At 64.4% G+C, this 13,911-nt stretch carries 14 protein-coding genes; 11 read left to right on the forward strand and 3 right to left on the reverse strand.

The features are described 5' to 3' along the window. Positions 1 to 441 precede the first annotated feature (441 nt). Complete coding sequence (locus BM222_RS05120) at positions 442 to 879, reverse strand: S49 family peptidase domain-containing protein (protein WP_092227167.1); 438 nt, start codon at positions 877 to 879, stop codon at positions 442 to 444. Positions 880 to 918: 39 nt separating this feature from the next. Next, the gene (locus BM222_RS05125; protein WP_092227168.1) at positions 919 to 1,707 is read right to left on the reverse strand and encodes an SDR family NAD(P)-dependent oxidoreductase; all 789 of its coding nucleotides are present in this window, start codon (positions 1,705 to 1,707) and stop codon (positions 919 to 921) included. 197 nt (positions 1,708 to 1,904) lie between these two features. On the opposite strand from BM222_RS05125, the gene BM222_RS05130 reads away from it, so the two are divergent. From BM222_RS05130 to BM222_RS05145, 4 genes are all read left to right on the forward strand, one after another. Next, on the forward strand, positions 1,905 to 2,309 hold the full coding sequence (locus BM222_RS05130) for a YciI family protein (protein WP_092227169.1): 405 nt from the start codon (positions 1,905 to 1,907) through the stop codon (positions 2,307 to 2,309). 18 nt (positions 2,310 to 2,327) lie between these two features. Next, on the forward strand, positions 2,328 to 2,690 hold the full coding sequence (locus BM222_RS05135; protein WP_092227170.1) for a hypothetical protein: 363 nt from the start codon (positions 2,328 to 2,330) through the stop codon (positions 2,688 to 2,690). Positions 2,691 to 2,785: 95 nt separating this feature from the next. Further along, the gene (locus BM222_RS05140) at positions 2,786 to 3,526 is read left to right on the forward strand and encodes a TetR/AcrR family transcriptional regulator (RefSeq protein WP_092227171.1); all 741 of its coding nucleotides are present in this window, start codon (positions 2,786 to 2,788) and stop codon (positions 3,524 to 3,526) included. A 120-nt stretch (positions 3,527 to 3,646) separates the two neighbouring features. After that, positions 3,647 to 4,135 carry a DUF2852 domain-containing protein gene (locus tag BM222_RS05145; protein ID WP_092227172.1) on the forward strand — a complete coding sequence of 163 codons (489 nt, stop codon included), beginning with the start codon at positions 3,647 to 3,649 and terminating at the stop codon, positions 4,133 to 4,135. Between the two features lie 177 nt (positions 4,136 to 4,312). On the opposite strand, the gene BM222_RS05150 is transcribed toward BM222_RS05145, so the two are convergent. Continuing rightward, a complete protein-coding gene (locus BM222_RS05150) occupies positions 4,313 to 5,476 on the reverse strand; it encodes an acyl-CoA desaturase (RefSeq protein ID WP_092227173.1) in 1,164 nt (387 codons plus the stop codon). Between the two features lie 232 nt (positions 5,477 to 5,708). Between BM222_RS05150 and BM222_RS05155 the strand changes: the two genes are divergently transcribed. The 7 genes from BM222_RS05155 (at position 5,709) to BM222_RS05185 (ending at position 13,902) form a co-directional block, all read left to right on the forward strand. After that, positions 5,709 to 6,476 carry a serine acetyltransferase domain-containing protein gene (locus BM222_RS05155; protein WP_092227174.1) on the forward strand — a complete coding sequence of 256 codons (768 nt, stop codon included), beginning with the start codon at positions 5,709 to 5,711 and terminating at the stop codon, positions 6,474 to 6,476. Positions 6,477 to 6,880: 404 nt separating this feature from the next. Continuing rightward, positions 6,881 to 7,597, forward strand: coding sequence for a protein TolQ (gene tolQ / locus BM222_RS05160; protein WP_027532430.1), 717 nt, complete (start codon positions 6,881 to 6,883; stop codon positions 7,595 to 7,597). A gap of 43 nt (positions 7,598 to 7,640) precedes the next feature. Next, positions 7,641 to 8,093, forward strand: a complete 453-nt coding sequence (gene tolR / locus BM222_RS05165; protein WP_092227175.1) for a protein TolR — start codon at positions 7,641 to 7,643, stop codon at positions 8,091 to 8,093. A 4-nt stretch (positions 8,094 to 8,097) separates the two neighbouring features. Continuing rightward, a complete protein-coding gene (gene tolA / locus BM222_RS05170; RefSeq protein WP_092227303.1) occupies positions 8,098 to 9,057 on the forward strand; it encodes a cell envelope integrity protein TolA in 960 nt (319 codons plus the stop codon). Between the two features lie 41 nt (positions 9,058 to 9,098). After that, on the forward strand, positions 9,099 to 10,439 hold the full coding sequence (gene tolB / locus BM222_RS05175) for a Tol-Pal system beta propeller repeat protein TolB (protein ID WP_177243030.1): 1,341 nt from the start codon (positions 9,099 to 9,101) through the stop codon (positions 10,437 to 10,439). A gap of 234 nt (positions 10,440 to 10,673) precedes the next feature. Continuing rightward, positions 10,674 to 13,004 carry a putative bifunctional diguanylate cyclase/phosphodiesterase gene (locus BM222_RS05180; RefSeq protein WP_092227177.1) on the forward strand — a complete coding sequence of 777 codons (2,331 nt, stop codon included), beginning with the start codon at positions 10,674 to 10,676 and terminating at the stop codon, positions 13,002 to 13,004. Positions 13,005 to 13,176: 172 nt separating this feature from the next. Then, positions 13,177 to 13,902 carry an N-acyl amino acid synthase FeeM domain-containing protein gene (locus tag BM222_RS05185; protein ID WP_092227178.1) on the forward strand — a complete coding sequence of 242 codons (726 nt, stop codon included), beginning with the start codon at positions 13,177 to 13,179 and terminating at the stop codon, positions 13,900 to 13,902. Positions 13,903 to 13,911 lie beyond the last annotated feature (9 nt).

Consider the following 13,911-nt stretch of genomic DNA (forward strand, 5'->3'; position numbering starts at 1 on the left):
CCTGTTGTGTGAAACGGAAAACGTTGCGGCTCCACGCTTACGCGGCACTTGAGGGAAATCCACGTCGACGGCATGGCCGAATGGAGATTCCTTCCCTCCCGTTCTCCGAGAGCAGTGCGAGCGGCTTCGTGACATGAGGCGGAACTGCATCGCACCTCGATTGGCGAAAGATTGGGCTGTAAACTACGTGCCAGAATCGCTAGTTTGTTTCACAAAACCTACAAATCAGGGCGGGCGTGACGGGGAAGGGAGCGACCGATGGCAGCGGCGCTACAAATCAATTTTGCTCTGTGGGGAATGCTCATCTGCGCCAGCATGAAGCTCGCGCCGATGATCCAGATCATCTTCTACTAGGGGAACCGCCAGGTCCTGGCGGCAATGTTCGTGACGGCTGCGGCTCCCTGTATGAGCATGTCGAGCCAGCAGACTGTCGTCGAGCTGTCATCGACAGCGCGGGTAGATCGCGGCGAGGTCGCGCCCCTTCAGCAGGAGCAGCCGTGAGGTGAGACCGCCGTGGCGGCTGATCCAGTCGCGGACCGGGACGGGATAGGCTGCAAGCACGGCTTCGGATGCTTCCGGCTCGGCATAAAAGCGTCCGCGCCGGTCGACCGAGCGCGCCGCATGGAAGCCCAGAACGGCGCGCTTCGTCATGCAAATGCGATCGCCCGGCACGATGCTGAGCACCAGCGTGCAGGCGGACAGGCAGGGGCCGTCGATCACCACGCGTTCCCCGCTCTCGCGCACCTTCTCGAAAAGATCGAGGAATGGTCCGACCTGTCCGCCGGGGCTTTGGATGATGCGGATCTCGGCGTGGGCGCCTGCTGGGGCGATCAGCACGGCCGCGATCATCAGGGCTTTGAGGACGGTGACGCGCCGCATCGAGCACTCCACGAAATCGCGAACCCAGCTATCAATGCTCTACCCGTTGCGCCGCTCGCCGCGCAGCGTCGGCAGACCGATACCCGCAGCATCGAAGCCGCCATCGACGGCCAAAATTTGACCGGTGATGTAGCTCGCCTTGTCGGAGCACAGGAAATAGATCGCTTCGGCGAGTTCCTCCTCCAGACCGTAGCGGTTGAGCGGGATGGCATCGCGATAGTCGGCGCGAATCTCTTTGGTGTGCACCTGCTTCGCCATCGCGGTGTCGACCGGACCCGGTGCGACCGCGTTGACGCGGATGTTGAGCGAGGCGAGCTCGACCGCGAGCTGCTTGGTGAGGTGCGCGAGCCCCGCTTTGCTGGTGCCGTAGGCCGAGCGCAACGTCGAGGCGCGCACCGCCGAGATCGAGGTGATATTGACGATCGCGCCGCCATTGCCGTCGCGCATCAAGGGCACTGCGGCCTTGGTGCAGAGGAACGGACCGGTGAGGTTGACCGCCATGATCCTGTTCCAGTCGGCGTCGCTGGTCTCCAGCACGGGCGCGAACACGGCGACGCCGGCATTGTTGACGAGCGCATCGAGCCGGCCGAAGCGGCTCATCACCGCGGCCATTGCAGCGCCCACGGCGACCGCGTCTGACACGTCGCAGGTGATCGCCAGCGTGTTGTCAGGATTTTTCAGCGCCGCTGCCGCGCTCGTCTGCAGCTCGCCCTCGATATCGAGCAGTGCCACGCGCCAACCGTCGGCGAGGAAGCGCTTCACCGTGGCCAGGCCGATCCCGCGTGCGGCACCGGTGATGAGGGCTACTTTGGCAGGGGAGGGGGTCATGGCGCGGTCCTTTGCTGGAGCCCGCGCGGCATGACAGTTTCGTTGGTGCCATGCAAGGCGCTCATGTCGGACAGAGGGCGCCGCCGGGTGAGCCGCAATGATCTCCGAAATAATTTTCTCGGCCGTGTCGGCCTTGCAGAAGCCCGTTCGTCTTGGAAGTGAGCGCGGGGACGGACAACCGCGTAGGAAGGAACCGCATGCGATTCATGATGCTGATGATCCCGCTCGGCTACGAGAGCGCGCCGGCGGACGTGCAACTCGATCCCGAACGCGTCGCCGCGATGATGCGCTACAACGAGGCGCTGAAGGATGCCGGCGTGCTGATCACGTTGGACGGCCTGCATCCGCCGTCGACGGGCGCCCGTGTTTCGTTCGCCACCGGCGCACCTGTCGTGACCGATGGCCCCTTCGCGGAATCCAAGGAAGTGCTGGGCGGCTATTGGATGATCGAGGTCGCCTCGCGCGAGGAGGCGATCGCCTGGGCGAAGAAATGCCCGGCCTCGGTCAACGAGGTCATCGAGATCCGCCAGGTGCAGGAAATGTCCGACTTTCCGCCTGACGTGCAGGCCGCAGCCGCCGGTTTTCACGATCTGAAGCAGTAGACAAGGGAGAAACGACCGATGAGCACTGACACCTATCTCGCCGTCTTCCTCGGCAGCAAGACCAGTCCGAAATGGGCGGCGTGGACTGCGATGTCCGACGCAGAGCGCAACGCCAAGGAGATGGAGGGCATGGCGGCCTGGAAGGGCTGGGTCGAGAAACACCAAGGCGCGATCCAGGCCATGGGCGGTCCGCTCGGCAAGACCAAGAAGGTCGATACGAACGGCATCGCAGACATCGCCAACGAGATGGGCGCCTTCACCGTCGTCCGCGCCGCCTCGCACGAGGCTGCCGCCAAAATGTTCGAGAACCACCCGCATTTTGCGATCTTCCCCGGCGAGCGGGTCGAGATCATGCCGGTGCTGCCGATCCCGGGCGGCTAGGGCCGATCGGAACGTCGGTTCCGTGGAGGTCCGGGTTCACCAAACCCGGCTGCCGGTAGTGACCTTCCTGCCCGGCTCATGTAAAGCTCGTTCACATGAGCTGGCGCAAGGAGCAGCGCCGCGCCGAGCGCGGCTATCACCACGGCAACCTGAAGGAAGCGCTGTTGCAGGCCGCCCTCGGGTTGATCGCCGAGAAAGGTGCGGCCGGCTTCACCTTCGCCGATGCTGCGCGCATGGCCGGCGTCAGCGCGGCGGCGCCCTATCGGCATTTTCGCGACCGCGACGAGCTGTTGTCCTCGATCGCCCAGCGCGGCTTCGAGCAGTTCGAGCAGCGGCTCACCGCGGCCTGGGACGACGGACGGCCCGACACCGTCACCGCATTCGAACGCGTCGGCCGGGCCTATCTCGCCTTCGCCCGCGAGGAGCCCGCTTTTTATAACGCGATGTTCGAATCGGGCCTGCCGGTCGACGCCAACCCGGCGCTCCAGGCCGCCAGCGAGCGCGCTTTCAACGTCATTCGCGCTGCAGCCGAGCGCCTGGCCGCGCTTGCGCCGCCCGGCGCGCCGCGGCCGCCGGCCATGATGATGGCGCTGCACATCTGGTCGATGGCGCACGGCGTCGCCTCGCTGTTCTCGCGTGGCGATGCCGCGCGACGAAAACTGCCGATGTCGCCGGACGAGCTGCTCGAGGCCGAGGTGCTGATCTATCTGCGCGGCCTCGGCTTCCCGACCGATCGCCGGCCGCCCGCGAAAAGCGCCGAGCCGCCGCCGGTGCCACCGGAGGCATCCTCCGGTTCCGGCGTGCCGCCCGGCGGCCCCTGGGGCAGGCCGAAATAAATTACGCAAATAATCACGCGGGCGTGTCAGGCCGCCAGCTTGACAAAATCGCGGGATGGTCTAGCTATGTAAATGTTATTTACATTCACAACGGCGCTGATGCCGTGATGGAGAAGGGAAATGGCCTACACCGCTGATGTCAATCGCTGGCGCGGCCCCGACCAACAGCAACAGTACGCGCGGCCCCACATGCTCGATACGCCCTGGCATCCTGGCTGGATTGCCGTGACCATTCTCGGCTTCATCATCTGGTGGCCGATCGGTTTAGCCCTTCTCTTTTTCACACTCGGGAGCAGAAGAATGTCGTGCTGGAGCAACCAGGATCGCTGGCAGAACAAGATGGAGCGGATGCAGTACAAGATGGACCGCATGCGCGACCGCATGGAGCGCCGTGGCTTCGGCTTCGGTTTCGGCCCGCCATCCTCCGGCAACCGCGCCTTCGACGAGTACCGCTCTGAAACGCTGCGCCGGCTCGAGGAAGAGCAGGTCGAGTTCAAGAACTTCCTCGATCGTCTGCGCCACGCCAAGGACAAGGAAGAGTTCGACCAGTTCATGGCCCAGCACAAGACGCGTCCGACCCCGCCGCCGGCCGACCAGCAGCAGGGCTGATCCAAAAAACGGCCTGATGCCTCGCAAAGCCTTCAGGCGCATGCCCCCAAAGTCCTGATGGCCCCGAACCGCCCGCCTGCGCACCCCGCAGGCGGGCGGTTTGGTTTGTGGGGTGGCTGCGCGCTCGGCCTCGCCCCATGACCCCTGCGCAAGCGAACCCGCGCCAGGCCGCGAGCTTCAGCGCACCGTCACGAGCTGCGCGCGAACCGACGTCAGGAAGTGTTCGTAGGCGTGATCGACGATCTCGTTGAGTGATCGCGTTCGCGCAAACATCGCGCGAGCCTCGGCGAGAAACTCCTCGCGGGTCGGAATCTTCGGCAGGTGCAGATGCGTCAGCGCATCGACGCCTTCATGGGCGCGATCGAGGACGTCATGCAGCGTCGGCAGTTGCAGCTGGGCGAGATCGGCCCGGTGCAGCGCCGACGAGATCGCGTGCGCCAGCGCGTGCGCGTCGAAGCGACCGGCAAGCTCGCGGGCGGCACGTCTGATGACGCGTGCGCCGAGCGGCTGCTCGTTGCGCAGCACCTGCTCGGGCGGCGCCTTCATGTTCCAGACGACACCGAACCAGGACAGGACCTTCAGGACGTAATAGGTCGGATCGATCTCCCACCAGTAAAAGCCCTGTCGCACGCTGCTCTGGTAGGCGTGGTGATTGTTGTGCCAGCCCTCGCCGAGGGTGAATAATGCCAGCAGCCAGTTGTTGCGGGAATCGTCGCCCGTCACGTAGCGCTTGCGTCCGTGCACATGGGCGAGCGAATTGATGCAGAAGGTCGCGTGATAGACCAGCACCGTGCTCCACAGGAAGCCGACGACGAGACCCGACCATCCCGCGACGAGGAAGCAGAGCGCGGCGAGCGTCACGGCCGGCAGCAGCTCCAGCCGATGCAGCCACATCAGCTCCGGATAAGCAGCGAGATCGCCGACCTTCACGAGGTCGGTCGTGTCGTGCTGCCGGTCAAAGATCCAGCCGAGATGGCTGTACAGGAAGCCGCGATGCCGCGGCGAGTGCGTGTCGTGCTCGGTGTCGGAATGCAGATGATGGTGCCGGTGCTTGGCCGCCCACCACAACACGCTCTTCTGCGCACTACTTTGCGCGATGAAGGCCAGGATGAACTGAAACACCCGGCTGGTCGCATAAGCCTTGTGCGAGAAAAAGCGGTGGTAGCCCGCCGTGACCCCGAACATGCGCACCACATACAGAGACGCGCAGATGGTGAGGGCCTGCCACGTGACGCCCGACCAGATTGCCGCAGCACAGCCGAGATGGACCAACAGGAACGGCACGGCGGAGGGGTACATGATGTCGTCGTGCTGGTCGTCGGCGGGCGCGTTGGGCGTCATGTCTTGGCGTGACCTTGGTGAGCGGGCGTGTGGCGGCAACAGGGGGTACGAAAAGCCCGCGGATGGCGGACCACCGCGGGCTTGAAATTTCGACGGACTATATGGTCGTGGATGCCGCGCATGCAAGCTCGTAGCCTCACGGGGGCTGCGGCATGGTGCGCGGTGCCGCTGGCGCGGCGTCGCGCGCGGCCTCTATTCGACACGCGGAAGCATCCAAATACCGGGAGCGACGATGGCACAAGCTGCGATGACCGCGAGCGACAGCTTCTGGCGCAACCTTCGCGACGAGGCGCAGCGCGCCGCCGCCGCCGATCCGGTTTTCGGCAACGCCATCGCCGGTGCGATTCTTGCGCATGCCGATTTCGCCGCTGCGCTTGCCGATCTGATCGGACGCCGTCTTGGCGGCCGCGTCGCCGAACGCGAACGCTTCGCTGCGTTCTCGCGTGATGCCTTGCGCGGCCAGCCGGATCTGATCGAGGCGGCCAGCCATGATCTGCAAGCCATCAAGCTCCGCGATCCCGCCATTGCCGGCCTGTTGCCGCCGCTGCTGCATTTCAAGGGCTATGTCGCGCTGCAAGCCTGGCGCGTCTCGCACTGGCTCTGGCGCCACGACCAGCGCGACGCGGCGCTGCTGTTTCAGAACGAGGCCTCGAACGTCCTGCAGGTCAGCATCCATCCCGCCGCTCAGATCGGATCGGCCGTCTACCTCGACCACGCCACGGGCATCGTGATCGGCGCCAATGTCGTGATCGGCGATGAGGTCACCATTCTGCAGAATGTGAGCATCGGCCGCCGCGGTGAACTGCCGGCGCGCTCGCCGTGCATCGGGCGCCGCGTCTATATCGGTGCCGGCGCCACCATTCTCGGCGACATCAGCATCGGCGATTTAGCCAAGATCGGCGCCGGCACGGTCCTGACGTCGGATGTGCCCCGCGGCTGCACGGCCGTCGGCAATCCCGCGCGGCTGGCGAACTGTCCCGAGCCCGCGTCGGTGGCGTGACGTGTCGCCACCGGTGATCCTTGTCCCCGTCACCCGCCTGCCCAGCGGCAAAGCCGGTGTCGCTGGCGGGTCGGTACCTGCCGAGATACGCCCATCCCCCGGCGCCACCTTCCTTTCCCGCAGCCAAATTCGCCCATGGTAACCCGGCATTAACCATCGCCGGGCACTGGTACTTATGGACAATCGCGCCCGGAGCTGTCGTCGAGGCCCTTAGTTTTGACATCTTGGCAGGGAATGCAGGCGGCGGCTTTGGACCAGCCCCTGCACCCCAGAAAGACAACGCTTTGAGCAGGCTTGCCCGCCGCGGCGGTTCTAGCGCGGCTGTTGGGGAACCGGCCGCCATTTGCGGGGCGGGATATAGGTAACGATCGCCAGAAAACGGTCGTCTTGAGAGGATATTGCTGATGAATCCGGCCGACGTGGCTCAGTCCGCCCTTCCGGTTGCCGCTTCCGCCGACGTGTCGCTGATCGCGCTGTTCTGGCAGGCTCACTGGATCGTGAAATGCGTCATGCTGGGCCTCTTGTCCTGCTCGGTCTGGGTCTGGGCCATCGCGATCGACAAGATCTTCCTTTACGCCCGCACCCGCCGCTCGATGGACCGGTTCGAGCAGGCATTCTGGTCCGGCGAGTCCATCGAGGAGCTCTATCGCACGCTCTCGGCCAAGCCGACCCATTCCATGGCGGCGTGTTTCGTAGCGGCGATGCGCGAATGGAAGCGCTCTTTCGAGAGCCACGCCCGATCGGTCGCCGGCCTCCAGATGCGGATCGACAAGGTCATGAATGTCTCGATCGCCCGCGAGGTCGAGCGGCTGGAACGCCGCCTCCTGGTGCTCGCGACCGTCGGCTCGGCCGGCCCCTTTGTCGGCCTGTTCGGCACGGTTTGGGGCATCATGTCGAGCTTCCAGTCGATCGCGGCGTCGAAAAATACCTCCTTGGCGGTGGTGGCGCCCGGCATCGCGGAGGCGCTGTTTGCGACCGCCGTCGGCCTTATCGCCGCCATACCTGCCACTATTTTCTACAATAAGTTCACCTCCGAGGTGAATCGGCAGGCCCAGCGGCTCGAGGGCTTCGCTGACGAATTTTCAGCCATCCTGTCCCGGCAGATCGATGAGCGGGGCTGACGGACGGGATGTATAGCGTGAAGGCGGGATTGGGCATCAAGCCATGGGCATGAACGTAGCCAGTTCGTCCGGAGGCGGCGGCCGTCGCAGCCGGCGCAAGCCGGTCATGGCCGAGATCAACGTCACGCCGATGGTCGACGTGATGCTGGTGCTGCTCATCATCTTCATGGTGTCGGCGCCGCTGCTCACCGTGGGCGTGCCGCTCGACCTGCCGCAGACCCAGGCCAAGAGCCTCGATCAGAGCGACCAGAAGCCGATCCAGATGTCGGTCGACATCAACGGCAAGGTGTTCATCGCCGATGCCGAGATCGCCATCAACGAGCTGATCCCGAAGCTGAAGGCGATCACGGATGCGCGCGGCGGCCTCGAGGAGCGCATTTATCTCCGCGCCGACAAGAAGGCGGATTACGGCACGGTGGCCAAGGTGATGGGGCTGCTGTCGGGCGCGGGTTTCAAGAAGCTGGCCCTCGTCACAGAAGCGGATCAGGGGTCTTAAGCCGGTGAAGGTGAAGGTCGACAAGACACTGGTTGCGTCGATTGTCCTCCACGTCCTCGTGCTGGGATGGGGCCTGCTCACCTTCAGCAGCAAGGCCTACATCGCGCAGGAGTCGCTTCCGGTCGACATCATCTCCAGCGATCAACTCGCGCAGATCATGGCGGGGCAGAAGACCGGCGATAAGAAAGAGCCCAAGCCCAAGGTCGAGAAGATCGCCGAGGCCAAGGCCGAGGAAGATGCCGTCGGCAAGGTCACCGAGAAGAAAGAGCTGATCAAGACCAACTCGACCCCCGACACGCCGCCGCCGAAGCCCGTCGAAAAGCCGGTCGAGAAGAAGCCCGATCCGCCGAAGCCGGTCGCCGAGAGCAAGCCGAAGGAAGAGCCGAAGCCGCAGGAGAAGAAGCCTGACCCGGCCAAGGAAGATCCGATCGCGGAGCTGCAGAAGAAGCTGGAGACCAAGAAGCCGCCGCCGAAGCCCGTGGAGCAAAAGGTCGCGGCGGTGCAGCCGCAGCAGCAGCCGAAGCCCAAGGAGCGCACCTTCGATCCCGCGCAGATTGCCCGTGACCTCGACAAGCGCGCTGCGACCCGGCACGAACTCACGGGAGCGGCGCTGAATGCGTCGGCGTCACTGGGGTCGACATCGGGGACAGCCGCAAACAACGTCGCGACTTGGCAGGGAGCATTCATGTCGGCGGTCAAACGCTGCTTCACGCCGACCTATAACGGCCAGGATGCCGACCAATACGAGGCTGACATCGATATCTACATGAAGATCGATGGAACGTTGGCATCCGAGCCCGTCATCGTTGCAGCCAGAGGACCGTCCCGCTCGATCGCTCAGGCGGTGGCGGAGAGCGGTAAGCGCGCCATCGTGCAATGCCAGGTCTATTCGTTCCTGCCCAAGCAGCAGTACGACACCTGGAAAACCATTCCGATGCGCTTCGGCCTGAAAGATATGTTGTGACATCCGAACAAAAGAATTTTGCAATGAATGACGTTCGATCGATGAACCGCCGCCGCTTTATGACTCTGACCGGATCCACGCTTGCGATGCTCGGCGGCGGACATGCCCTGGCTCAGAAGCGGCTTGAAATCAATCCCACGGAATTCCGGCCAATCCCGATCGCGATCACCAATTTCGTGCCGGGCTCGCCCGCCGACGGCGACGTCGGCAACGGCGTCACGCAGGTCATCACCAACAATCTGAAGCGCTCGGGCCTGTTTGCTCCGATCGACCAGGCCGCCTTCGTCGAGCGCATCAGCAACATCGACGTCGCGCCGAATTTCCAGAACTGGAAGACGCTCAACGCCCAGGCCCTGGTCACCGGCCGCATGACGCGGCAGCAGGACGGCCGGCTCAAGGCCGAATTTCGCCTTTGGGACGTCGTCACCGGCCAGCAGCTCGCCGGCCAGCAATATTTCACCTCGCCGGAATATTGGCGCCGCATCGCCCACATCATCTCCGACCAGATCTACGAGCAGATGACCGGCGAGAAGGGTTATTTCGACAGCCGCGTGGTGTTCGTCGACGAGACCGGGCCGAAGGAGCGTCGCGTCAAGCGGCTTGCCATGATGGATCAGGATGGCGCCAATGTGCGGTACTTGACCCGCGGCGCCGACCTCGTGCTGACGCCGCGGTTCTCGCCGAACTCGCAGGAGATCACGTACATGGAGTTCGGTCAGGGCGATCCGAAAGTCTATCTCTTCAACATCGAGACCGGCCAGCGCGAGATCGTCGGCAACTTCCCGGGCATGACGTTCGCGCCGCGCTTCTCGCCGGATGGCCAGCGCGTCATCATGAGCCTGCAGCAGGGCGGCAACTCCAACCTGTTCGTGATGGATCTGCGCTCGCGTTCGACGACGCGTCTCACCGACACGCCGGCAATCGACACGTCGCCGTCCTACTCGCCTGACGGCACCCGCATCTGCTTCGAGTCCGATCGCGGCGGCCGGTCGCAGATCTACGTGATGGCGGCGGGCGGCGGCCAGGCGCAGCGCATCTCCTTCTCCAAGGACGACAACAACGCCACCTATTCGACGCCGGTGTGGTCGCCGCGCGGCGACTACATCGCCTTCACCCGGCAGGGCGGCGGGCAGTTCTCGATCGGCGTCATGAAGCCTGATGGCAGCGGCGAGCGGCTTCTCACCTCAGGCTTCCACAACGAAGGGCCGACCTTTTCGCCGAACGGCCGTGTGCTGATGTTCTTCCGCGACCCCGGCGGCAACAGCGGACCGTCGCTGTTCTCGGTCGACATCTCCGGGCGCAACGAGCTGAAGGTGCCGACGCCGGGCTTCGCCTCCGATCCGGCGTGGTCGCCGCTGTTGTCCGCCACCGCGGGCCAATAGATCGATCGCGCGGCTGCAACGCGCGATGCTTCAAACGCAGATTTTTCGGGTTTGCGCGCGCGCGGCAATCTTTCCTTCACCTTGCACCCGGCACGGCTTGCCTAGTTCGTTGATATCTCAGCGGAAATAGCTTCGCTATTGCCGAAGAACAACTCGACTTTAACGATGTTCCCTCAGAAAGGCTTCATCTGGTCCGGGTAAAAGTACGCGCTGAACAGGACGCGTAACAAGCCAATGCAGCTGGCCGACCAGAAGCAGAGTGATCGAGACGAGCTGGAGCCGATACTCTACGCCGCTCTCATCAACTCCATGGTTCAGAATTTCTGGGCGATCTTTCTCGGCTCGGCCTCCGCCGCCGTGGCCGCTGTCATGACTGCGCTGAAGACCGGCGACGCCAGGCTTTGGCCGATCGCGTTCCTGCTGATCGCCATCGGCACCGCGCGCGCGTTCCAGATGCGCAGCTACGAGAACCGAACAGAGGCGTTGTCATTCGACGAGGCCACTGATCTGGCGCCGCGTTACTGGGCCGGCGCGCTCAGCTATGCCGCGGTGCTCGGCGTGTGGGCCTTCGTCGTGATCTATCTCAATGAGGATCCCGTTGCCGACATGCTCTGTGTCGCGATCGGCATCGGCTATACCGCGGGCGGCGCGGCCCGCAATTACGGCCAGCCCCGGGTGGTCCAGTGGCACGTCGCACTCGCCTGCGGACCGATGTCGCTCGCGCTACTGATGCATGGAGGCCCCTACCACATCGGGCTCGCCATCCTGCTCGCGTTCTTCTTCGTCGGGCTGAAGAACATCAACCTCAGCCTGCACGCGATCTTCGTCAAGGCACTGACCTCGAGTTTCCGCGAATCCGCGCTGGCGAGCCAGTTCGATACCGCCCTCAACAACATGCCGCACGGCCTGTGCATGTTCCGCGCCGACGGGCGCCTGGCGGTGATGAACCACCGCTTCGGCGAGCTGATGCAATTGCCCGAGGACCTGGTCAAGCGCGGCGCTACCGCCGTCGACATCGTGTCGGCCTGCGTCGCTGCCGGCACCATCTCGGTCGAGAGCGGCAACCAGGTCATCGCCGAGATCGAGCATGCGAGGATCCGCGAGATCGTCAGCGCCGACCCGGATACGACGCGCGGCCGCGCGCTGGCCTGGACGTTCCAGCCGATGGCCCGCGGCGGCACCGTGGTGCTGCTGGAAGACATCACCGAACGCACCAATGCGGAAGCCCGCATCAGCCATCTTGCCAGATATGACGAACTGACGGCGCTGCCGAACCGGGTCTCTTTCCGCGATGAGATCGAGCGCCTCCTCGCCCAGTCGCACCATTCCGAACGGCTCTCCGCGCTGCTGTTCATCGACCTCGACCAGTTCAAGCAGGTCAACGACACGCTCGGCCACCCCTGCGGCGACCAGCTCCTTTGCGCGGTCGCCAACCGCCTGCGCGAGATGCTGCGGCCGGAGGATTTCGTCGCCCGCTTCGGCGGCGACGAGTTCGTCGTGTACCAGCAGAACATCAATTCGCCCGAGGATGCCGCAAGCCTCGCCCGCCGCATCGTCGAGCGCCTGAGCGAGCGCTACCGTATCGACAATCATCTGGTCGAGATCGGCGCCAGCGTCGGCATCTCGCTGACCTCGCCGAAGGGCACCAGCGCCGACACGCTGCTCAAGAACGCCGACATGGCGCTCTACCGCGCCAAGGCCGACGGCCGCGGCACCTTCTGCTTCTTCCGCGACGAGATGGCGGCGACCGTCGAGGCTCGCCGCATCCTCGAGCTCGACCTGCGCAAGGCGCTCGCCAACGAGGAGTTCGAGCTGTTCTACCAGCCGCTCGTCAACCTCAAGTCCGGCAAGATCACCACCTGCGAGGCGCTGCTGCGCTGGAATCATCCGGTGCGCGGCACGGTCTCGCCGATCGACATCGTCCCGGTTGCCGAGGACATGGGCCTGATCGTCGATCTCGGCCGCTGGATCCTGCGCCGCGCCTGCATGGAATGCATGAAGTGGCCCGAGGGCGTCAGTGTCGCGGTCAATTTCTCGCCGCAGCAATTCCATCAGCGCGACGTGCTGAGCGAGATCCGCTACGCGCTCGAAGTGTCGGGCCTGCCGGCGCATCGCCTCGAGATCGAGATCACCGAATCCTCGTTGCTGCGCAACACCCAACTCACCCACGACATCCTGTCGCAGCTCCATGCGCTCGGCGTGCGCATCTCACTCGACGATTTCGGCACCGGCTATTCGAGCCTCAGCTATCTGCACAATTTCCCGATGCAGAAGGTCAAGATCGACCGCTCCTTCCTCGAGGGCATCGACACCGATCGCCCGCTGACGCTGCTGCGCGGCGTGGCGCGGCTGTCGGCCGATCTCGGCATGTCGGTCGTGGTCGAGGGCATCGAGACCAACGAGCAGCTCGAGCTGATCAGCGCCGACGGCACCGTGACCGAGGCGCAAGGCTATCTGTTCAGCCGCCCGGTGCCTGCCGTGCGGATGCGGCAGCTCCTGAACGCCTCGCATGGACGGCGCGGCGAGAACCTGCTGCAGGTTGTCGGCGCGCGCTCGTTCGCCTAGCCGCTGCTTCAACGAATGTCCCGTCGTTTCAGACTCTTGCGGTCGTTCCGTAGTCCTACGGTGGGTTAACCCTAATAGTTCGATTGCTTTGCGTCGTCGTTAAGAAGCTGTTAATAATTGGTCACGCGTGGAGGTTGTCCCGCGCGTATGCGGTGGTGGGTAGGGAGTTGGGATGCAGTCCTCAGCCAGAGCGATCATTTCGGCTGTTGGACGGGGTGCAGAGCTCCTGACCGACGTCGACTATCATCTTGCCGAGACGGCCGAGGAGAAGGAGGAGATCTACAACCTCCGCTACCGCGCGTATCTGCGCGAAGGTGCCGTCAAGGAATCTGCCGAGGCACGTGTCACCGACAAGTATGACGAGCTGCCGAACGCGTGGACCTTCGGTGTCTATCTCCGCGGCGAGCTCTGCAGCTCGGTGCGCATCAGCGTGCTGACATCGGAATGGCGCTCGTCGACCTCGGCCGACGTTTTTCCCGACGTCGTGCTGCCGCGGCTCGATCGCGGCGAGGTCATGATCGATCCGACGCGGTTCGTCGCCGATCCTGATATGGCCAAGCGCGTCCCCGAGCTGCCTTATCTGACGACGCGTCTCGCCTACATGGCGTGCGAGCATTTCAATGCCGATCTCGGCCTCGCGATCGTGCGTCCCGAGCATCACGCGTTCTATCGCCGGGTGTTCCTGCACGCGCCGATCGCCGAGCCGCGGCAGGTGCCCGGCCTCACCAAGGCGTTCGGGTTGATGGCGGCCGATTTCCCGACCTTCCGCAAGAAGGTGTTCGAGCGCTATCCGATCATGCGCTCGACGGCGTTCGAGCGGCGCATGCTGTTCGGGCGCGGCGGCCAGCGCCAGGTTCCGCAGCGGCCGGTTCTGGTGGCCGAGGCCGCTCACGCCTGATTCTGCGGC

The sequence above is a fragment of the Bradyrhizobium sp. Gha genome (assembly GCF_900113735.1).
Taxonomy (GTDB): Bacteria; Pseudomonadota; Alphaproteobacteria; order Rhizobiales; family Xanthobacteraceae; genus Bradyrhizobium.

Coding starts and splice junctions, on each gene's coding strand:
- BM222_RS05120 (WP_092227167.1), bottom strand. CDS start 879: ATGCGGCGCGTCACCGTCCTCAAAGCCCTGATGATCGCGGCCGTGCTG.
- BM222_RS05125 (WP_092227168.1), bottom strand. CDS start 1,707: ATGACCCCCTCCCCTGCCAAAGTAGCCCTCATCACCGGTGCCGCACGC.
- BM222_RS05130 (WP_092227169.1), top strand. CDS start 1,905: ATGCGATTCATGATGCTGATGATCCCGCTCGGCTACGAGAGCGCGCCG.
- BM222_RS05135 (WP_092227170.1), top strand. CDS start 2,328: ATGAGCACTGACACCTATCTCGCCGTCTTCCTCGGCAGCAAGACCAGT.
- BM222_RS05140 (WP_092227171.1), top strand. CDS start 2,786: ATGAGCTGGCGCAAGGAGCAGCGCCGCGCCGAGCGCGGCTATCACCAC.
- BM222_RS05145 (WP_092227172.1), top strand. CDS start 3,647: ATGGCCTACACCGCTGATGTCAATCGCTGGCGCGGCCCCGACCAACAG.
- BM222_RS05150 (WP_092227173.1), bottom strand. CDS start 5,476: ATGACGCCCAACGCGCCCGCCGACGACCAGCACGACGACATCATGTAC.
- BM222_RS05155 (WP_092227174.1), top strand. CDS start 5,709: ATGGCACAAGCTGCGATGACCGCGAGCGACAGCTTCTGGCGCAACCTT.
- tolQ (WP_027532430.1), top strand. CDS start 6,881: ATGAATCCGGCCGACGTGGCTCAGTCCGCCCTTCCGGTTGCCGCTTCC.
- tolR (WP_092227175.1), top strand. CDS start 7,641: ATGGGCATGAACGTAGCCAGTTCGTCCGGAGGCGGCGGCCGTCGCAGC.
- tolB (WP_177243030.1), top strand. CDS start 9,099: ATGAACCGCCGCCGCTTTATGACTCTGACCGGATCCACGCTTGCGATG.
- BM222_RS05180 (WP_092227177.1), top strand. CDS start 10,674: ATGCAGCTGGCCGACCAGAAGCAGAGTGATCGAGACGAGCTGGAGCCG.
- BM222_RS05185 (WP_092227178.1), top strand. CDS start 13,177: ATGCAGTCCTCAGCCAGAGCGATCATTTCGGCTGTTGGACGGGGTGCA.